13 protein-coding genes are annotated in these 19,008 nt (G+C 74.3%); 7 read left to right on the top strand and 6 right to left on the bottom strand.

Going from position 1 to position 19,008, the window contains the following annotated elements:
* Positions 1–88: 88 nt before the first annotated feature.
* From ACTFAP_RS12675 to ACTFAP_RS12650, 6 genes are all read right to left on the bottom strand, one after another.
* Positions 89–862: a thioesterase II family protein gene (locus ACTFAP_RS12675; protein WP_500469111.1), complete on the bottom strand. Its 774-nt coding sequence runs from the start codon at positions 860–862 to the stop codon at positions 89–91.
* Entirely contained in the window at positions 855–2,141 is a 1,287-nt protein-coding gene (locus tag ACTFAP_RS12670; protein WP_500469110.1) for a cytochrome P450 family protein, read from the bottom strand. The genes ACTFAP_RS12675 and ACTFAP_RS12670 overlap by 8 nt, the downstream gene beginning before the upstream one ends.
* A 20-nt stretch (positions 2,142–2,161) precedes the next feature.
* Complete coding sequence (locus ACTFAP_RS12665) at positions 2,162–3,577, bottom strand: MFS transporter (protein WP_500469109.1); 1,416 nt, start codon at positions 3,575–3,577, stop codon at positions 2,162–2,164.
* The gene (locus ACTFAP_RS12660; RefSeq protein WP_500469108.1) at positions 3,567–7,256 is read right to left on the bottom strand and encodes a type I polyketide synthase; all 3,690 of its coding nucleotides are present in this window, start codon (positions 7,254–7,256) and stop codon (positions 3,567–3,569) included. Before ACTFAP_RS12660 ends, ACTFAP_RS12665 begins: the two co-directional genes overlap by 11 nt.
* Before the next feature lie 2 nt (positions 7,257–7,258).
* A complete protein-coding gene (locus ACTFAP_RS12655) occupies positions 7,259–10,735 on the bottom strand; it encodes a non-ribosomal peptide synthetase (protein WP_500469107.1) in 3,477 nt (1,158 codons plus the stop codon).
* Positions 10,736–10,953: 218 nt separating this feature from the next.
* The gene (locus tag ACTFAP_RS12650; protein ID WP_500469106.1) at positions 10,954–12,636 is read right to left on the bottom strand and encodes a condensation domain-containing protein; all 1,683 of its coding nucleotides are present in this window, start codon (positions 12,634–12,636) and stop codon (positions 10,954–10,956) included.
* Positions 12,637–13,043: 407 nt separating this feature from the next.
* Between ACTFAP_RS12650 and ACTFAP_RS12645 the strand changes: the two genes are divergently transcribed.
* The 7 genes from ACTFAP_RS12645 (at position 13,044) to ACTFAP_RS12615 (ending at position 18,979) form a co-directional block, all read left to right on the top strand.
* A complete protein-coding gene (locus tag ACTFAP_RS12645) occupies positions 13,044–13,748 on the top strand; it encodes a GntR family transcriptional regulator (RefSeq protein ID WP_390118402.1) in 705 nt (234 codons plus the stop codon).
* Positions 13,745–14,572, top strand: a complete 828-nt coding sequence (locus tag ACTFAP_RS12640) for a LamB/YcsF family protein (protein ID WP_390118406.1) — start codon at positions 13,745–13,747, stop codon at positions 14,570–14,572. The genes ACTFAP_RS12645 and ACTFAP_RS12640 overlap by 4 nt, the downstream gene beginning before the upstream one ends.
* Positions 14,569–15,255 carry a carboxyltransferase domain-containing protein gene (locus ACTFAP_RS12635; protein ID WP_495684627.1) on the top strand — a complete coding sequence of 229 codons (687 nt, stop codon included), beginning with the start codon at positions 14,569–14,571 and terminating at the stop codon, positions 15,253–15,255. The genes ACTFAP_RS12640 and ACTFAP_RS12635 overlap by 4 nt, the downstream gene beginning before the upstream one ends.
* Positions 15,252–16,163 carry a 5-oxoprolinase subunit C family protein gene (locus ACTFAP_RS12630; protein ID WP_500469105.1) on the top strand — a complete coding sequence of 304 codons (912 nt, stop codon included), beginning with the start codon at positions 15,252–15,254 and terminating at the stop codon, positions 16,161–16,163. The genes ACTFAP_RS12635 and ACTFAP_RS12630 overlap by 4 nt, the downstream gene beginning before the upstream one ends.
* An 83-nt stretch (positions 16,164–16,246) precedes the next feature.
* Positions 16,247–16,699, top strand: coding sequence for a VOC family protein (locus tag ACTFAP_RS12625; protein ID WP_500469104.1), 453 nt, complete (start codon positions 16,247–16,249; stop codon positions 16,697–16,699).
* Between the two features lie 163 nt (positions 16,700–16,862).
* The gene (locus tag ACTFAP_RS12620; RefSeq protein ID WP_500469103.1) at positions 16,863–18,188 is read left to right on the top strand and encodes an MFS transporter; all 1,326 of its coding nucleotides are present in this window, start codon (positions 16,863–16,865) and stop codon (positions 18,186–18,188) included.
* A complete protein-coding gene (locus ACTFAP_RS12615; protein WP_500469102.1) occupies positions 18,185–18,979 on the top strand; it encodes a putative hydro-lyase in 795 nt (264 codons plus the stop codon). The genes ACTFAP_RS12620 and ACTFAP_RS12615 overlap by 4 nt, the downstream gene beginning before the upstream one ends.
* Positions 18,980–19,008 lie beyond the last annotated feature (29 nt).

The following is a 19,008-nucleotide window of genomic DNA, read 5'->3' as shown; positions in this document are numbered from 1 at the left end:
GGCGCTCGCGATCGGGGGCGACTGTAGCCGAGCGGGGTGGAAAAATCTGATACTTGGCGAATACCTGACTATTTGCTCGTGGGAATGATCAGTCTGGTGCGGAGGGGTCGTGCACGGCCCTGTCGATCAGCGACACCAGAGAAGCCGCCCCGTCCACCAGATACATGTGTCCCCCGGCCGGTTCGTGCAGCTCGAAGCCGGCCGTGGTGACCTCCCGCCAGGCCGCCGCCTGCGCCTGCGGCACCAGTTGGTCATCCGCCCCCCGGAGCGCGGTGATCGGCACCGGCAGTGGATCCAGCGTGCTGGGCCGGTACGCCTCGTGCATCTCGACGTCCGCCCGCAGCGTGGGCAGCAGCAGCTCCCGCAGCTCTGGCACCGCCATCGCGTCGTGGCTGTACCCGGCGATCTCGCCCACCCGTTCCAGGAAGGCGTCGTCCGGCAGCCCGGTGGCGCGCAGCGTGCGCTGGGTGCCGGGCTCGGGCGAGCCGCTGACGATCAGCCGCAGCACCTCGACCTCCGGCACGGCGCGCAGCCGCTGGGCCAGTTCGTAGGCCAGCACCGCGCCGACGCTGTGCCCGAAGAGCACCACCCGGGCGGGGCCGCCGAGTTCCTCCAGCAGATCGGCGACCAGCCCGTCGGTGGCCAGGTGGATGTCCCGGTACGGCTCGACGTCGATCAGGTGCTCGCGGCCGGGCAGCCGCAGCGGGAGCACCTCGAAGCGGTCGCCGGTGAGTTCGTCCCAGGGGCGGAAGAACGAGGTGCCCGAGCCGCCGAACGGCAGGCACACCAGGCGGATCGGTTCCCGGTCGGCCGCCGTGCCGGTGGTGGCCTCGGCGACCGCGCCGGTCGTGGTCTCAGGCATCGGACTCCCCGTTCCCCCCGGCGGCCGGCGCCGTGCGCGGCAGCCTGCGGTCGTAGGTGATCGGCAGCCGTTCCAGGCCCCGGCTGGCCGAGTTGTCGTACCGCCACTCCAGCTCGTTCTCCGGCACGGCCAGGGCGAGCCCGGGCAGCCGGCGCAGCAGGGTGGTGAACGCGACCTGGCCCTCCACCCGGGACAGCGGCGCCCCCGGGCAGAAGTGGATGCTGTGCCCGAACGACAGATGCCGGTTGGGCTTGCGCGTGATGTCCAGCCGGTCGGGATCCTCGAAGACCTCCGGGTCGCGGTTGGCCGAGTTGATCAGCAGGTGCACGAAGCTGCGGCAGGGGATGTCCACCCCGCCCACCTGGACGTCCTCGGCGGCGTACCGCGGCGGGGCCCGGTAGACCGGCCCCTCGTACCGCAGGAACTCCTCGACGGCGGTGTCCACCAGCTCGGGCCGGTCGCGCAGCAGCGTGAGCTGGTCGGGGTGGCGCAGCAGGGCCTGGGTGCCGTTGCCGATCAGGTTGGCGGTGGTCTTGTGCCCGGCGATGATCAGCAGGATGAGGGTGGAGACGAGTTCCTCGTCGGTGTAGGCGTCGTCGGCGTCCGCCGCCCGCAGGATCACGCTGACCAGGTCCTCGCCCAGGTCGGCGCGGCGGGTTCCGAGCAGGTCCGTCAGGTACACCTCGACGGCCTCGCTGACCTCCTTCAGCCGCCGGTTGGACTCCTCGTCGGGGTACGGGGCGCCGCTGAGCACCAGGCCCCACTGGTGCAGTTGTTCGCGGTCCTCCACCGGGATGCCGAGGAACCGGCAGATGACCTTCATCGGGATCTGGAGGGCGAAGTCGTGGAAGAGGTCCACCACTCCGCGCTCGGGCATCTCGTCGATCAGGTCGTCCGCGATCTCCTGGATCCGCGGCCGCAGCAGTTCCATGCGGCGCGGCACGAACGCCTTGCTCACCAGCTTGCGCAGCCGGGTGTGCACGGGCGGGTCGGAGGTCAGCATGTTCTTGATGAGGATGGGGCTGCTTTCCTTCAGCGCCTCGCGGAACCAGTCGGGGGCGTGCTCCACGCTCTTGGCGACCGTGTGGTTGCCGAATGTCTCGGCCACCGTCCGGTAGTCGGCGACGACGTACGCCTCGGAGTCCGCCGGGTAGTCGACCCGCCGCACGGGGCAGGTGCGCCGTACCTCCGCGTACCCGTCGTAGGGGTTGTCGCCCGGTGCCATGAAGAACTCCGTCGGCAGCGGGTCGCTGGGCTTCTTGGGTATCTCTGTGGTCATCGCGCAGCCTCCGAGGGGGATCAGGACGCCAGCTCGTGCGGGGCGGGCAGGGTGCGAATGGTCCGGGTGAGGGTGGGCAGGGCGGCCAGGACTCCGGCGACGGCCATGAAGAAGAACACCCAGGTCGGGCCGGCCAGGTCGAAGATGGCGCCGATGGAGAAGATGCCGAGGGGTTGCGCGATCATCCCGACGAAGCCGACCGCGCCCAGGACACGGCCCTGGAGGTCATCGGGAACGAGCGCGGCGATGTAGCCGTAGATGAGGGCGTTGACGACGCCGGCGCGGACGAAGACGCAGGCCACGATGACGCCCAGCGGCAGGACGCCGGGTGTCAGCATCAGCAGGACGGCCGCCACCGGGCCGATCCACACGGCGTAGACGATGATGAGCGAGGGCTTGACCCACTTCAGGACGAGCCCGGCGAGCAGCGAGCCGATGAGTCCGCCGCTGCCGGCCACGGCGAGGGTGGTGCCGATGGCGGCCTCGGAGGCGTCGCGGTGTTCGGCGGTGGCGATGAGGGCCAGGAACATGCCGGAGTGGTTGAACGCCATGTTGGAGCCCATGGCCCAGATGAGCAGGATGAGGATGACGGGCTGGCGGCGGATGAAGCGGAAGCCCTGGAGCATTCCGCCCTTGGCCGGTTTCCCGGGTTTCCCGTCCTTGCCGCCCTTGGGGTCCTTGCCGTCCCCGTCGTCCGCGTCCCCGGTGGCCGGGGAGTCGGCCGTGGTGGTCTCCCGGGGCGCCTGGAGCGGCTTCTTGATGAACAGCAGCAGCACCGCCGAGATCAGGAACGCCACCGCCGCGCTGAGGAACGGCAGGGCCCGGGCGATGCCGAAGAAGGCGCCGCCGATGGGCGGGCCGATCACCGTGGCCCCGAAGAACCTGATCTGGTTCTGCGCGGTCGCCTGGGTGAACTGGGACGGCGGCACCAGCTGTTTGATCGCGGCGAGCCCGGCCGGGTTGGAGATGCCCAGGCACGCCGCCGACAGCACGACGATCGCGAAGATCACCGCCATCGGCGGCTCCCCGGCGATCACCAGCACACCGAACAGCGTCAGCAGCACCACCCGCGCCAGATCGCACAGGATGATGGTCATCCGCCGGTCGAACCGGTCGGTGAGGCTGCCGCCGGGCAGCGACATCAGCCCGGCGACGACCAGTTGGACCGCCCCGACCGCGCCGGCGTAGGTCGCCGAGCCGGTCGTCGCCAGGATCAGCAGCGGATAGGCGATCTCCGCCGACTCCTTGGCCACCGCGGCGAAGAACTGGCTGATCCACATCGCCTGGAAGTCGCGATTGCGGAACAGCGGTTTCTCGGGCGCGGCGGGTACGGCGGCCTCGGCGGCCCCGGCCGCGTCGGCGGGCCCGGTCACCTCGCTCGCCCCGGCGCTCCCGGCCGTCCCGGTGGCGCCGGCGCGCGTGGACTCAGTGGTCATGAACCGACCCTTCGACTCTCGACAGAACAGTGCGCAACCGCTGTGCCAGCACCGCCACATGGGGCGGCGTCAGCAGCGACCAGTGGTCCCCCGGCACCGGGTGGATCTCGACTCCCCCCGCGTAGAGCGGCGCCAGCCGGCCCAGCAGCCGCCGCGCCTGCCGCCGGTCCGTACCGGCCCGCAGCACCACGGCCCGGGTGGCCACCGGCGCCGGGCGGTACACCGCGAGCGTGCGCGACTTGGCGCGCAGCACCCGGGTCAGGCCCGGATCGCGCCGCACCGCCGCGCCGACCGCGCCGACCCCCAGCGCGGCGCCGATCCGCACCCACGCCTGACCGGCCAGGAACTCCGGGTCGAGGCCGACCGGCAGGCCGTACCGGCCCTGGACGAAGGCGTCCAGGCACACGACGGCCGCCACCCGTTCGCCCGCGGCCACCAGTTGGCGCGCCGCCTCGTGCGCGAGGACGGCGCCGAAGGACCAGCCGCCCAGCAGATAGGGGCCGGTGGGACGGATCCGGCGCAGCGCCGCCACGTGGTGCGCGGCGAGCGCCGCCACGGACTCGGCGCCGGGCGTGCCCCCGGCCGGGGCGAGGTCCAGGTCGAGGGCGTGCACGGGCCGGGTGCCGTCGAGTTCGCCGGCCAGCGAACGGTAGGCGAGCGAGCCGCCGGTGGAGTCGGCGATCAGGAACAGCGGCAGACCGGCGCCGCCGGAGGCCAGGGTCACCACCGTCACCGGGTCGGGGCCCGGGGCGGACGCGACGGTGACCGGTTCCGGCTCCGGGTCGGGGTGCGCCGCCGCGTGGGCCAGCAGGGTGCCGAACGTCGGGTGCGCGGTGAACTCGGCCACCGGGACGGCGATCCCGGTCCGCTCCCGTACCCGGGTCAGCAGCTGGACGGCCATCAGCGACTCGCCGCCGAGCCGGAAGAAGTGGTCGCCCTCCGCCGCCTGGGGCACGCCGAGCGCGGCGCACCACAGTTCCTCGACGGCGGCCAGAATCCGCGCCCGGCCGGTGACCGGGGCGGTGCGCGCGCCGGTGGGGGCGGCCACCGGCCGGGGCCCCGGCTCCGGTGCGGCCTGCGGGCTGACCCGGGCGAAGGGGTGGCCGGGCAGGGAACGGCGGGTCGCCCGGCCGCCGTCCGCCAGGTCGAGGTCGAGCAGCGCCTGCCGTACCTCGTCCACGCCGCTCTCCCACAGCGTGCCGAGGGCGGCCGGGATCCCGCGTGCGCCGTCCTCCTCACGGCCGAGCATCGGGACCGTACGGTGCCCGGCCGGCCAGTCGGGGTGCCGGCGCACGGTGCCCAGCATCGAGGTGCCGGGGCCGAGTTCGACGAAGGTGTCGCAGCCGGCGGCCAGCAGGGTGCCGACCGCGTCGGCCAGCCGTACGGGGCGCCGCAGTTGTTCGGACCAGTAGTCGCTGCCGCGTACCGCGCCCGGATCGGCGAAGGTACCGGTGGTGTTGGAGACGAAGCGCAGGCCGGGCGCGGCGTTCGGGGCGGTGGCGACGGCCTTGGCGAGTGTCTCGGCCGCCGGTTCCATCGCCGCGCAGTGCGACGCCTGCCGGATGTCGAGCCGCCGCACGTCCAGGCCCGCCAGGGCGTCCCCGGCCAGCAGCCGGTCCATCGCCTCCTCGGGTCCTGACAGCACCACGGCCCCGGCGCCCAGGACGGCGACGGTGACCTCGTCTCCGGGCCGCAGCCGCGCCGCGACCTCCTCGTACGGCGCGTGCACGGCCGCCATGCCGCCGGGGACGGTGTCCGCCATGGCGGCGGCCCGCCGGTGCACCAGGTCGGCGGCGACCGTGGGTTCCCACAGCCCGGCCAGGGCGGCGGGCGCGTACTCGCCGACGCTGTTGCCGAGCATGGCCACCGGCCGCACGCCCCAGTCGATGAGCTGCCGGCCCAGGGCGTGACCGAGGGCGAACAGGCCCAGGTGGTGGTGGGTGAGATCGGAGAACCAGCCCGGGTCGGCGGCCTGTTCGTCCACCACCGGGCTCAGGTCGATGCCGTGGGTGGCGCGCACGTGCGCGCGCAGCGCGTCGAAGTGGTCGCGGAAGCTGGGCAGCAGGCGGTACGCGCTCGCCCCGGCCGCGTAGGAGAGGGGGCCGTGCCCGGGGAAGAGGAACGCGATCGCGGGCCGGCCGCCTTCCGCGCGGGCGGGTTTGACGGGCGCGGCCAGCAGCTCCGCGGCCTCGGCGGCCGAGCCGGCGACCACGGTACGGCGGTGCCGGTGGGCCCGCCGCTCCGTCAGCGACCGGGCGACCTCGGCGAGATCGGCGTCCGGCTCCTCGCGCAGCAGCTCCGCGAGCCCGGCCCCGGTCCTCTCCAGCGCCTCGGGGGTGGCGGCGGACAGCGTGAGCGCCCGGGCGCCCCGGCCGGTGGCAGGGCGGGGACGCTGCGGCGGCTGTCCGAGGATCACGTGCGCGTTGGTGCCGCCGACGCCGAAGGAGCTGACGGCGGCGAGGCGCACACCCCGTTCGGGCCACGGCTCGTGCCGGTCGGCGACCAGGAACGGTGTGGTCTCCAGCTCCTGGAGCGGGTTGGGGCGCCGGTAGTGCACGGTGGGCACGAGTTCGCCGCGCTCCAGCATGAGCACCGTCTTGATGAGCCCGGCCACGCCGGCGGCCGAACCGGTGTGGCCCAGATTGCTCTTGACCGCGCCGAGCCGGCACCAGCCGGTGTCCGCGCCGCCGGCCGGGCCGAACGCGTCGGTGAGCGCCTGCACCTCGACGGGATCGCCGATCGGGGTGGCGGTCCCGTGCGCCTCGATGTAGTCGAGGTCGGCCGGGTCGACGCCGGCCATCCGCTGGGCGTGCCGGATGACCTCGCTCTGGCCGGAGACGGAGGGCGCGGTGTAGCCCATCTTCTCCGCGCCGTCGTTGTTGATCGCCGAGCCCATGAGCACGGCGGCGATCCGGTCGCCGTCGCGCAGGGCGTCGGCCAGCCGCCGCAGGACGACCACCCCAACACCCTCGCTGGGTACGGTCCCCGCCGCGTCGGCGTCGAAGGGGCGGCAGTGGCCGTCGGGCGACAGGATGCCGCCCGGCTCGTAGCGGTAGCCCCGGTCGCGCCGGTCCGCGACGGCGACGCCGCCGGCCAGCGCGGCGTCGCACTCCCCGGCGCGCAGCGCGGCGGCGGCCAGGTGCACGGCGGTCAGCGAGGTGGAGCAGGCGGTCTGTACGGTGACCGCCGGGCCGCGCAGGCCGAGCTTGTAGGCGACCCGGGTGGCCAGGAAGTCGCGCTCGCGCCCGATGAAGCGGGCCAGTTCCGCCATCTCGTCGCCGTCGTCCGCGCTGTCGTCCGCGCCGACCTGGTCGGCGCCGCCGTACACGCCGATCCGGCCCGGGAAGCGGGTGGGGTCCAGCGCGGCGTCGTCCAGCGCGGTCGCGGCGGCCTCCAGGAACACCCGCTGCTGCGGGTCGATCCCGGCGGCCTCGGCCCGGCTGTAGCCGAAGTGGGACCAGTCGAAGTCGGTGGCGCCGTCCAGTACGCCCATGGCCGGCACGAAGTCCGGGTGCCGGACCCGGTCGGGGTCGGCGCCGGCCGCCAGCAGGTCCTCGATCCGGAAGCGGGTGATGCCCTCCGTACCGGCACGCAGCGCGGCCCAGTAGGCGCCGACGGTGGGCGCGCCGGGGAGGCGGCAGGCCATGCCGACGACGGCCAGGGGTTCGTGGGTGTCCATGGTCACCGCCCCCGCGCCGGACCGCCGGCGGGCTCCGCGGCGGCGGCGTCCGTCACCAGCCGGTGCAGGCCCTCGGGGGTGGGCGTGCGCAGGAAGTCGCGCAGCGGTACGGAGACGCCGAAGCGGTCGCGTATCAGCCGCACCAGGCGTACGGCGGCCAGTGAGTTGCCGCCGGCCCGGAAGAAGTCGGTGCCGGGGGCCGGGTCGACCGCCTTGTCGCGCAGCGACTCGGCGAAGACCGCGGCCACTTCCTCGAACCCGGGCCCGGAGGCGGCTCCTGGGGCGGTGGTCGGCGCGGCCGGTGCCGTTCTTACGGCCGGTCCCGCGGCGGCGGCCAGGGCGCGCCGGTCCACCTTGCCGTTGGGGGTCAGGGGCACCCGGTCCAGGACGGCCCACAGCACCGGCACCATGTACGACGGCAGCCGCTGCGCCAGCAAGTCCCGCAGCCGCGCGGTGTCGGGGGTGGTTCCGGGTTCGGGCACGACGGCGGCGATCAGCTGCTTGCCCGCGCTGTCCCCGTCCGTGACGGCCACGACGGCGTCGCGCACGCCCGGGGCCCGGGTCAGTTCGTCGCTGATGGCGCTGAGTTCGACGCGGTAGCCGCGCAGCTTCACCTGGCTGTCGCGGCGGCCGAGGAACCGCACCCGGCCGCCGCCGTCCACGCGCACCAGGTCGCCGGTGCGGTAGAGGCGCTCCGGCACGTCGGGGGAGAAGGTGCCGAACGCGCGGGCGGTCTCGGCCTCGTCGTGCAGATAGCCGTCCGCCAGGCCGGCGCCACCGGTGTACAGCTCGCCGACGCCGCCGGGCGGGACCAGCCGGCGCCGGTCGTCCAGCACGTACACCCGGGTGCCGGGCACCGGGGTGCCGATGGGCAGCGGCCCGTCGGCCTCCTCGGGGGTGCGCACGGTGTGGGTGGTGGTGAAGGTGGTGTTCTCGGTCGGCCCGTAGCCGTTGGTGATCTCCAGGCCCGGATGGCGGCGCAGCAGGCGCGCGACGTGCTCGTGCGGCACCACGTCGCCGCCGGTGAGCAACTGCCGCAGCCCGCCCAGCGTGTCGGCGGCGAACTCCTCGACGAGCCGGAAGAGCCCGGCGGTCAGCCAGGCGACGGTCACCCCGCGCTCGGCGAGGAACTGCCCCAGATCGGTGGGGGCCGGCAGGCCGGGCGGCAGCACCTCCAGGGTGGCGCCGCTCAGCAGGGCGCCCCAGATCTCCAGCGTGGAGGCGTCGAAGGCGAGCGGGGAGATGCGCAGCACGCGTTCCCCCGGGCCCAGCCGGACGAAGTCCGCCTCGTGCACCAGGCGTACGACGGCGCGGTGCGGCACCTGGACGCCCTTGGGGCGGCCGGTGGAGCCGGAGGTGAACGCCACGTACACCGGCTGGTCGTCCGTCACCGGCGGTGGCCCGCCGTCCGCCGCCCCGTCCCCGTCGGTGTCCGCGTCGTCCGGTGGGGAGGACGGGTCCCAGGCCGGGGCGGTGGGCACGCCGAGCGCGGCGAGCCGGGGCGCGTCCTGCGGGGCGGCGAGCGCGACCCGGGGCGCGGCGGCGGCGACGATCCGCGCCGTGTGCTCGGACGCCTGGTCCAGATCGACGCCGACGTAGGCGGCACCGGCCGCGGCCACGCCCAGCAGCGCGACGGCCTCGGCGGCGGAGCGGGGCAGCGCCACCAGGACCCGGTCGCCGGGCCGTACCCCGGCCCGGCGCAACCGCCGGGTCTGCTCCTCCGCGGCCTGTGCCAGCGCGCGGTAGGTCAGTTCGGTGGCGCCGTCCCGTACGGCGATCGCGTCGGGGGTGCGGGCGGCGGTCGCGCGGAACAGCGCGTCGACGGAGCGGGCCGGGAAGTCGCGCCGTACGTCGTTGAGTCGCTCCAGGAGCGCGCGGCGTTCCGGTGCCAGGCAGCGCACGTCGGCCAGCGGCGTGCCGCCGTCGGAGGTGAGGCCGGCCACGGCGGCGGTCAGGTCGGCGAGCAGCCCTTCGGCCTCGGCCGCGTCGAACACCCCGGTGGCGTACTCCAGATGGCCGGCCAGCGAGGGATCGGACCGGCCGATCAGCAGCGAGAGATCGAACTGGGCCCCGCCGCCGTGCGCCTCCTCGACCCGCAGCTCGACGTCCGGGGTGCGCAGCCGCTGCGGCACCAGCTGGTCGTGCATCCCGAAGGAGACCTGCACCAGCGGGTGGTGGCCCAGGGCGCGCTCCACGCCGAGCCGGGAGGAGAGTTCCTCGAAGGGCAGCCCTCCGGCGTCGATGGCGAGGCCGAGCGCGTGGTGGACGGACCGGAGGTACTCGTCGACGGTCGCGTCGTCGTCCACGTCGACGCGGACCGGCACCAGATTGCCGGCCACCGCGACCAGCCGCTCCAGCTCGCTGGTGTCCCGGCCGGTGAGCGGCACCCCCACGAGCAGGGCGCGGACCCCGGTGCGGCGGGCGAGCGTCAGCGCGAAGGCGGCGAGCAGCAGCGCGAACGGGGTGACGCCCGCCGCGCGGGCCCGGACGGTGACGGCCTCGCTGGCGGCGGCCCCCAGGTCCAGCGGGGCGCGGGCCCCGGCGGGGTCCTGGAGTGCGGGGCGCGGCCGGTCGGCCGGCACCTCCAGCACGGTGGGCACCCCGTCCAGGTGCTTCACCCAGAACTCGGCCTGCCGCTCCCAGTCGCCGCCGTCGCGGGCGGCGGCCTGGTGGCGGGCGAGCACCTGGGGCGCCACGCCGGGCTCGTCGGGCGGCGCGGGGGTGCCGGCGGTCAGCGCCCCGTACCGGGCGATGACCTCGTCCAGGAGCAGGCCGACGGACCGGCCGTCCAGCACCATGTGGTGGGCCGTCAGCACCAGCGCCTGCCCGCCGCTGCCGTCCTCGATCAGCAGATAGCGGTGGGCGGGGGCGGCGGCGAGGTCGAAGGGGCGCCGGCCGAACTCCTCGGCGGCCCGCCGCACCGCCGCCTCCGTCCCGGCGGTGTCGGTGGCGGACGGGCTCAACGTGAGGGTCTCGACCTCGGGCGTGTGGTCGGCGAGGACCTCGGGCACGGCCTCGTCGTCGTGCTCGCGGTAGACGGTGCGCAGTCCGGGATGGCGGGCGGCCGTCCGCGCGAGCGCGGCGGCGAGCGGGCCCGCCTCCAGCCGGCCCGCGGTGACGAAGCAGACGAAGACCAGGTGGTACGGGGAGTCGCCGGTGAGCCGTTCGATGAGCCACATCCCGCGCTGCGCCGGGGAGAGAGCGGCGGGCACCGGCTGCACCGCGGTGGTTTCCGGCGTCACGGTGCCGGGACCGCCGGGCGGGGCGGCGGCCACCGCCTCGGCGAACACCCCGGCGAGCGGGGTCCGGTCCAGCAGCGCCGACAACGACAGCCGTACGCCCAGGCGTTCGCGCGCCAGGGCGGCCAGTCTCATGGCGCGCAGCGAATCACCGCCGAGGGCCAGGAAGCTGTGGTCGGTGAAGGCCGCCGGGTCGGTGTCCGGTCCGAGAACGGCGATCGCGCACGCATCAAGCGACATCTTTTCTCTCCAGGGCGAGCCGGATTCCCGCCGTGGCCCGCCCGCGCACGGCCGGGCACGGCCGTCACGGCCGTCACGGCCGCCGGGGCCACGGGCGAGAGGGGAACGAGGTCGGGGCGGACGGTCGGTGACGGGCGAGGGGGACGGGCGTACGGGGGCTGCGGGGCCGCCACGGGAGGAGCTCCCGGGCGGGCCCGCCGCTCTCCGCCGGACAGGACCTAGCCCTGCGGTCCGGCCGCTTTCTGCTGCCGCACCGCGCCGAGCAGCCGGTCGCGTGCGCTGCCACCGCCGCCGTTCGCGTCGCCGGTGGTGCCCAGGGTGGCCAGCAGATCGGCCTGGCCGCGCACGGTGCCGGCCCGGAAGAGGTCCACGGTCTTCACCATCCGCCCCGACACCTCGCGCAGCCGTTCCACCAGGACGACCAGGCGCAGCGAGTCGCCGCCGGCGTCGAAGAAGCTGATGTCGTCGGTGACGTGGTCGGTGCCCAGCACCTCGCACCACACCGCGCGCACCATCTCCAGCCGGGCAGCCGGGTCGTTGACTTTGTCTTCCGCCGCGGGCTTCAGCACCAGGTCCTCCGGGTCGTGTGCGAGATCGGCGGCACCGCGTCGCAGTGCCGTGAGCAGTTCGTTGATGGCGGCGTCGTCGAACAGCGCCGCCGGGTGGTCCAGGGAGAACCCCAGCCGGGGCCGCTCGCCGTCCTCCTCGTCGAGATGGACGAACAGGGCCAGGTCCCACTTGCTGTACTGGGGTTCCAGCGGCCGGTAGCGGCCCCGCACGCCGGGGGCGAGGTCGACGGTGCCGGGGTTGTCGGCCATGTTGACCAGGACGGGGGACAGAGGGAGCCGGCCGACCTCGCGGTCGGCGTCGAGTTCGGCGGCGAGCGCGTCCAGCGGGACGTCGCAGTCGATGAAGGTCTCCATGCCCGCGGTCCGTGCGGTGACCAGGAGTTCGCGCCAGGTGGTGGTCGCGGTGAGGCCGACCCGCAGGATCAGCGTCGACATGAACATCCCGACGACCTCGGCGGAGGCCGGGTCGTCCCGGCCCGGCCAGACGACGGCGAACAGGAAGTCGCGCTGCTCGCCGCGCCGGGCGAGCGCCCCGGCGAGCAGCGCCACCCCCGTCATGAACGGGGTGCATCCCTCGCGGGCGGCGGCCTCGGTCACCCGCTCGGTGGTGCCGGCGTCGAGGGTGGTGCGGTGCAGGGCGCCCAGCATGGGGAGGTCGCCGTGCGGGTCACGGACGTAGGGCAGGTCCACGGTGGTGGGGGCGCCCCGCAGGCGGGCGGCGGCCTCGCTCACCCGCTCGGCCAGGTCCGCCGCCGGGGCGGCCGGCCGCACCTCGTCCGGGTGGACGGCGCGGCGCGGGGTGAAGGGCGTGCCCAGGACCGCCGCGCGGTAGCGGCCGGTGATCTCGTCCAGGACGAGTTCCCGGGAGGTCGCGTCGAACACGATGTGGTGCACGGTGAGGACGAGGAGGGTCGTCTCGGCGCCGGTGCGGATGATCTCGGCGCGGGCCGGTGCCTCGGAGCCGAGGTCGAACGGGGTGTAGCACAGCGCCTCGATCAGGGCGGCCAGTTCCTCCGCCGTCCACTCCTCGGCGACCGCGTCGATGAAGCCGACCTCCGCGGGCGGCCCGTCGGTGCGGTACTCCACCCGGCGGTGCCGGGTGTCCAGCCGGAACCGGGAACGCAGAGCGGGGTAACGGGCGACGGTGGCGCGGGTGGCCTCGGTGAGTGCCCGGTGGTCCACCGGGCCGGTGAACTCCAGGACCGAGGGGATGAGATAGGTCGGGCGCAGGCGCTCGATCCCGTCGAGGATCCAGATGCCCTGCTGGGCCGGCGTCGCCCCGTACCAGGTGGTCCGGGGTGTGGAAACGGACGGTGGCGTGGAAACAGACATGCGCAGTCTGACCCTCTGTGAGACATGCGATCCGAGTGAGCCGGTCGGCCCGGGAGGCACCCAACTCCGGGAGTCTGCATGAGGAGCACCCGTGCAGGCATTGACGATCAGCGACAACATGTTGGCAATCCGTGCACACCGTGGCGGTTGTGTGGCCCCGGCCCGGCGGCGGGCCGGGCGCCGGTGACCTGCGCGGGAGCACGGGGGAACGGCCGGCGCCCGCCCGGGGGCGGTCACCGAACGGTCAGGGGACGGGCGCAGACGGTCATGTGCGCCGGTCGTACGCCCGTGGCGGCCGGCCGGGAGGCGGGGCGCGCGGGGTGAGCCCGGTTTCGGCCGGGTAAATCCCCGATCAACTCCGGTCGACACGTATCGCAACTCGGTGGATCCACTGTATACAGATGGGCATGAGCCGAGCAGACCGAACTCTCCGGGGTGACGCGGGCGGCGCCGACGCCGTCACCAGTGAGCTGCGCCGACTGGTGGTCGAGGGCGTCTACCCGCCCGGGCACCGCCTGGTGCAGGACGAACTCGCGGACCGTTTCGGGGTGAGCCGCATCCCGCTGCGCGAGGCCATGCGCACCCTCATCAGCGAGGGCCTGCTGCGCTCGACACCGGGCCGCGGCACCTTCGTGACGGTGCTCGACCTGGAGGAGATCGACGAGGTCTACAACCTGCGCCGGCTGATCGAACCGAGCTTCGCCGAACACGTCGCCGAGCGCGTGTCGCGGCGCGACATCAGCCGGTTCGAGGAAATGGTCGCCCACATGGACCGCGTCGCCGAGACCGGCGCGGACTCCTGGTCCCGCACCAACCTCGCCTTCCACCTCGACATGTACCGGCTCTCCCGGCTGCCACTGCGCTACGAGATCATCGCGCAGATGTACCACCGCCTGGAGCCGTACTCGCGGTTCTACGTGCACGGCACCTGCGCCTACGACCGCGTCCAGAGCGAACACGCCGCCATGGTCCAGGCCCTGGCCGACGGCGACGCCGCCGAACTCGCCCGGCAGATCACCGCCCACATCGACGGCGGCCAGCAAGGGCTGCACACGGCCTGGGAGAACAGCAGCGGCACCATCCACGACTACTGGGCGGAGTCCGGCCGATGACCGCGCTCGCCCTCAACACCGATGTCGGCGAAGGCTTCGGCGCCTGGGGCCCGGACGACGAGGGGCCGCTGCTGGACCGGGTCACCGCCGCCAACGTCGCCTGCGGATTCCACGCCGGGGACCCCGACATCCTGCGCCGTACGTGCGCGGACGCCGCCGCCCGGGGGGTCGCGATCGGCGCGCAGGTCTCCTACCGCGACCTGGCCGGCTTCGGCCGGCGCTTCATCGAGGTGCCGCCCGCCACGCTGGTCAACGAACTGCTGTACCAGATGGGCGCCCTGGAGATCTTCGCCCGCCTGGCCGGGAGCCGGATCAGCTATGTGAAGGCCCACGGCGCGCTCTACAACGCGGCGGCCCGGCACGCCGGGCACGCCTCGGCGATCGTCGAGGCCGTCACCCACTACGACCGGGACCTGCCGCTGCTGTGCCAGCCGCGCACCGAGGTCTGGGAGCGCGCGCTGATCGCCGGGGTGCGGCCCCTGGCCGAGGCGTTCGTGGACCGCGGCTACACCGACGAGGGCCTGCTCGTCCCGCGCTCCCAGCCCGGCGCCGTCATCACCGACCCGGCCGAGGCGGCGCGGCGCGCGCTGCGGATGGCGCAGACGGGAACGGTGGCCTCGGTGAACGGCCGTACGGTGCGGGTCGCCCCGGACGGCGGGGACATCGCGGCGCTGTGCGTGCACAGCGACACCCCCGGAGCGGTCGCCATCGCCGCCGCCGTACGCGAGGCCCTGTCGGTGGGCGGGGTAACGGTCGGCACTCCGGCGGAACTCCCGGGCGGGGCCGGGGAATCGGTGGAGGTCGTGCCGGAGGTCGCGCCGTGACGGGCGCGGGTGCCGGCGAGGCGCGGCTGCGGCGGGCGGGTGATCGCGGCTGGCTGATCGAGTGTCCCGGCCACCGCCCCGCCGAACTGGCCCTGGCCATCCGGGCCGCGTCCTGGTCCGCCGAACTGCGGGAGGTCGTCCCGGCCGCCACCACCGTGCTGGTGGTGGCCGAGCACGCCGACGCCATGGAGCGGCTGGCCGGCCGGCTGACCAGGCTGCTCGACGCGGCGGCGGGCGGGGGCGGCGTGGACGGCGGAGACGGTGTGGACGGCGTACGCTCCGGGCCGCGGGCCGCCGCCCGTACCGTGGTGATCCCGGTCCGCTACGACGGCCCCGACCTCGACGCGGTCGCCGCCCGCGCCGGCCTCACCCGGGCCGAGGCCGTCCGCCGGCACACCGGCGGCCGACACACCGTGGCCTTCTTCGGCTTCGCCCCCGGATTCGCCTACCTCGACGGCCTCCCCGAACCCCTGCGGCTGCCCCGGCTGGACAGCCCGCGCGCCCGGGTCCCGGCCGGTGTGGTCGCCATCGCCGGGAACCAGACCGTCGTCTACCCCGGCGGAACCCCGGGCGGCTGGCACCAGATCGGGGTCACCACCACCCGGTTGTGGGACGTGGACGCCACCCCGCCGAACCGCCTCGCCATCGGCGACCGCGTCGTCTTCGAGGCGGTCGGCCCATGACCAACGGCACCGGCACCGTCACCACCCGCACCACCGGCACCCCCACCACCGGCACCCTGACCGTCGCCGCGGCGGGCGTCGCCACCACCGTCCAGGACCTGGGCCGTACCGGGCTCGCCCACCTCGGCGTGCCCACCGCCGGGCCCGCCGACCGGCGCAGCTTCACGCTCGCCAACCGCCTCGTCGGCAACCCCGAGAACACCCCCGCCCTCGAAGTGACCCTCGGCGGACTGGACCTCACGCTCTCGACGGCCCGGTACGCGGCCGTCACCGGAGCCCCGGCGCCGGTGACGGTGAACGGCGTCCGCGTCCCCGACCCCACCCTCGTGCACCTGCCCGCAGGCGCCCGCCTCACCATCGGACGCCCCTGGGCCGGCTGCCGCACGTACCTGGCGGTCTGCGGCGGCGTCGAGGCCGGACGCGTCCTGGGCTCGGCCTCCCGCGACTCCCTCACCGGCCTCGGGCCCCCGCCGCTCGCCGCCGGTACGGTGCTGGGCCTTGGCCCCGCCCGCCCGGTCCCCGGCGTCCCGGTCGAACTGGCCTTCAGCGCCGTACCGGTCGCCGGGGCCGTCACCGCCGGGTTCCGCTGGGGGCCGCGCGAGGACCTGTTCGACGCGGCCGACCGGCAGCGGCTGACCGCCACCACCTGGCGGATCTCCGCCCAGACCGACCGCGTCGGCGCCCGCCTCACCGGGCCGCCGCTGGCCATCGGCTCCGTGCACCTGCCCAGCGAGGGAACGGTGCGCGGCGCCATCCAGATCCCGCCGTCCGGCGAGCCGATCGTGTTCCTCTCCGACCATCCCGTCACCGGCGGCTACCCGGTCATCGGGGTGGTCACGGACACCGACATCGACCTCGTCGGCCAGACCCTGCCCGGGGACGAGCTGCGCCTCGTACCGGCCCGCTGAGAGGAGACCCCGGCCCGCACACCACCCCCATCCCGCACGACAACGACCGTCCCCCTCACCCCTCCCACCGAAAGAGAGCCACCATGACCACCAAGCCCACCGGCCTCGTCCCCTTCCACCTCGCCATCCCCGTCGACGACATCGAGGCGGCCCGCACCTTCTACGGAACGGTGCTCGGCTTCAGCGAGGGCCGCTCGGACACCAAGTGGATCGACTGGAACTTCGGCGGCCACCAGGTCGTCACCCACCAGGTCGGCGACGGCCCCTCCGAGACCCCCCGGGACGGCGTCGCCGGCACCAACCCGGTCGACGGCCACCAGGTCCCGGTGCCGCACTTCGGACTGGTGCTGCCCGTCGAGGAGTTCAAGGCGCTGGCCGAGCGGCTCACCGCGATCGGCACCGCGTTCGTCATCGAGCCCTACGTCCGCTTCGAGGGCGAGCCCGGCGAGCAGTGGACGATGTTCTTCCTCGACCCGGCCGGCAACGCCATGGAGTTCAAGGCGTTCGCCGACCTGGAGCAGCTCTTCGCCGTCTGACACCGCTCGTACGAAGCGACGGTCATCAGCAGGAGGTCCAGTCCTGCGGATGACCGTCATACGGGCCCCCGGCGCCGTACCCGCACCCGCGTCTGCACGCGGACGCCCCGCACGACTGGCCGCACATCCCTGCCACAGGACATGTCAGAACCGGAGCACGCCCATGACGAGCCTATCAACGCCCCCACCCGCGACCGGGGAGAGAACAGCGGGTCGGGACAGCACCCCCCGGCGCTCCCGCAGGGCGGCCGTCGCCGCCGCCGCGGGCACCGCGATCGAGTACTACGAGTTCGGCGTCTACGGCTACCTCGCCGTCGTCATCGGACCGCACTTCTTCCCCGACGACGACCCCACCGCCTCGCTGCTGGCCACCCTCGCGGTCTTCGGCAGCGCCTTCCTGATGCGCCCGCTGGGCGGCATCGTGCTCGGCCGGCTCGGTGACCGGATGGGCCGAAAACCCGTGCTGATCCTCACCGTCGTGGGCATGGGCACCGCCACGGCCGCGGTCGGCCTGCTGCCCACCGCCGAATCGGTCGGCGTCTTCGCACCGCTGGGACTGCTGCTGGTACGGCTGGCCCAGGGCTTCTTCGCCGGCGGCGAGGTCACCGGCTCCGCCACCTACCTCGCCGAGTCCGCCCCGCCCGGACGGCGCGGCTTCTTCGGCGCCTTCACCCCTGTGGGCGTCGCGCTGGGCGGCGGAACGGCCGCGCTGGTGGCCGGCGTCCTGAGCACCGTCCTGACCGAACAGCAGCTCCAGGACTTCGGCTGGCGCATCCCGTTCCTGCTCTCCCTGCCGCTGATCGCCGTCGCGCTGCTCGCCCGCAACCGCCTTGAGGACTCCGAGGCGTTCCTGAGCACCAAGGAGGAGGACGCCACCGCCAAGGCACCGCTGACCGAGGTGCTCACCCGGTACCGGCCACAGGTGCTCAAGGTCACGCTGCTGGCCATCGGGTCCAACTGCGGCTACTGGGTCGGCCTGATCTTCATGAACATCTACCTCACCTCGGAACTCGGCTACCCCAAGTCCTCGACGTTCTGGATCATGGGCGGGATCAGCTTCTTCGTGGCCTGCCTGATGCCCGTGTTCGGCGGACTCTCCGACACCTGGGGCCGCAAGAAGGTCATCACCATTGGCTTCACCGGCTACGCGGTCCTCGTCGTCCCGGCCATGCTCGTCATGGGCATCGGGAGCTTCCCGCTCGCCGTCCTCGCCATGATCGTCCTCGCCCTGCCGATGCCGATCGTCCAGTCCGTCACCTACCCGACGTACGCCGAACAGTTCCCGACCCGGGTCCGGTACACCGGCCTGTCCTTCAGCTTCAACATCGGCACCATCATCGGCGGCGGGCTCACCCCGTACCTGGCGACCTGGCTCATCGCCACCACCGGCAACCTCCTGGCCCCCGGCTTCCTGCTGATGGGCGCCGCCGCGATGGCGCTGCTCACGCTGCGCACCGTGCCCGAGTCCAGCAAGCTGGAGCTGACATGAGCGCCGGGACCCCCGACACCCCCCGGGCACTGCGCGAACTGGCGGCGGCCGGCCGCTGGACCGGCCCCACGGCCGGGATCCTGGACGGCCACCAGCAGGCCAACCTCGTCGTCGTGCCGCGCGAACTGGCCTACGACGTCCTGCTGTACTGCGTCCGCAACCCGAAGCCCTGCCCGGTCATCGCGGTGACCGAACCGGGCGACCCGGTGGTACGCATCGGGACGACGGTGGCCGACCTGCGCACCGACCTGCCGCGCTACCGCCTGTGGCGCCACGGCGAACCGGCCGGCGAGCCGCACGACATCACGCCGTACTGGCGCGAGGACTCGGTGGGGTTCCTGCTGGGGTGCAGCCACACCTTCGAGGGGCCACTGCGCCGGGCCGGCGTCCCGGTGCGGTACGCGCCGGACTCGGCGGCGCCGCCGGTGTACGTCACGGACGTGCCGACCCGGCCGGCCGGGCGGCTGTCGGGGCCGCTCGTGGTGAGCATGCGGGCCGTCCCGGCCGCCCTGGTCGCGCGCGCCGTCGAGATCACCGCCCGCTACCCGACCGGCCACGGCGCCCCCGTCCACATCGGCGACCCGGCGGCCCTGGGCATCGCCGACCTGTCCCGCCCGGACTTCGGCCCGCCGCCGGTGATCGAGGACGGCGACGTCCCGGTCTTCTGGGCCTGCGGGGTCACCCCCCAACTGGCCCTCCCGGCCGCGGCCCCGGAGTACGCCATCACCCACGCCCCGGGCCACATGCTGGTCCTGGACCACCTGGTGGACGCGGCACCCGAAGCACAGTGACACCGGGGCCCGCATCGACGCGGGCCCCG

The sequence above is a fragment of the Streptomyces sp. PH9007 genome (assembly GCF_059813725.1).
Note: the sequence above shows the minus strand (reverse complement) of the source record. Positions and strands in the feature narration are given on the sequence as shown.

Bases quoted from the DNA above. Each gene is read 5' to 3' on its own strand.
- ACTFAP_RS12675 (WP_500469111.1), bottom strand. From the start codon at position 862: ATGCCTGAGACCACGACCGGCGCGGTCGCCGAGGCCACCACCGGCACG.
- ACTFAP_RS12670 (WP_500469110.1), bottom strand. From the start codon at position 2,141: ATGACCACAGAGATACCCAAGAAGCCCAGCGACCCGCTGCCGACGGAG.
- ACTFAP_RS12665 (WP_500469109.1), bottom strand. From the start codon at position 3,577: ATGACCACTGAGTCCACGCGCGCCGGCGCCACCGGGACGGCCGGGAGC.
- ACTFAP_RS12660 (WP_500469108.1), bottom strand. From the start codon at position 7,256: ATGGACACCCACGAACCCCTGGCCGTCGTCGGCATGGCCTGCCGCCTC.
- ACTFAP_RS12655 (WP_500469107.1), bottom strand. From the start codon at position 10,735: ATGTCGCTTGATGCGTGCGCGATCGCCGTTCTCGGACCGGACACCGAC.
- ACTFAP_RS12650 (WP_500469106.1), bottom strand. From the start codon at position 12,636: ATGTCTGTTTCCACGCCACCGTCCGTTTCCACACCCCGGACCACCTGG.
- ACTFAP_RS12645 (WP_390118402.1), top strand. From the start codon at position 13,044: ATGAGCCGAGCAGACCGAACTCTCCGGGGTGACGCGGGCGGCGCCGAC.
- ACTFAP_RS12640 (WP_390118406.1), top strand. From the start codon at position 13,745: ATGACCGCGCTCGCCCTCAACACCGATGTCGGCGAAGGCTTCGGCGCC.
- ACTFAP_RS12630 (WP_500469105.1), top strand. From the start codon at position 15,252: ATGACCAACGGCACCGGCACCGTCACCACCCGCACCACCGGCACCCCC.
- ACTFAP_RS12625 (WP_500469104.1), top strand. From the start codon at position 16,247: ATGACCACCAAGCCCACCGGCCTCGTCCCCTTCCACCTCGCCATCCCC.
- ACTFAP_RS12620 (WP_500469103.1), top strand. From the start codon at position 16,863: ATGACGAGCCTATCAACGCCCCCACCCGCGACCGGGGAGAGAACAGCG.
- ACTFAP_RS12615 (WP_500469102.1), top strand. From the start codon at position 18,185: ATGAGCGCCGGGACCCCCGACACCCCCCGGGCACTGCGCGAACTGGCG.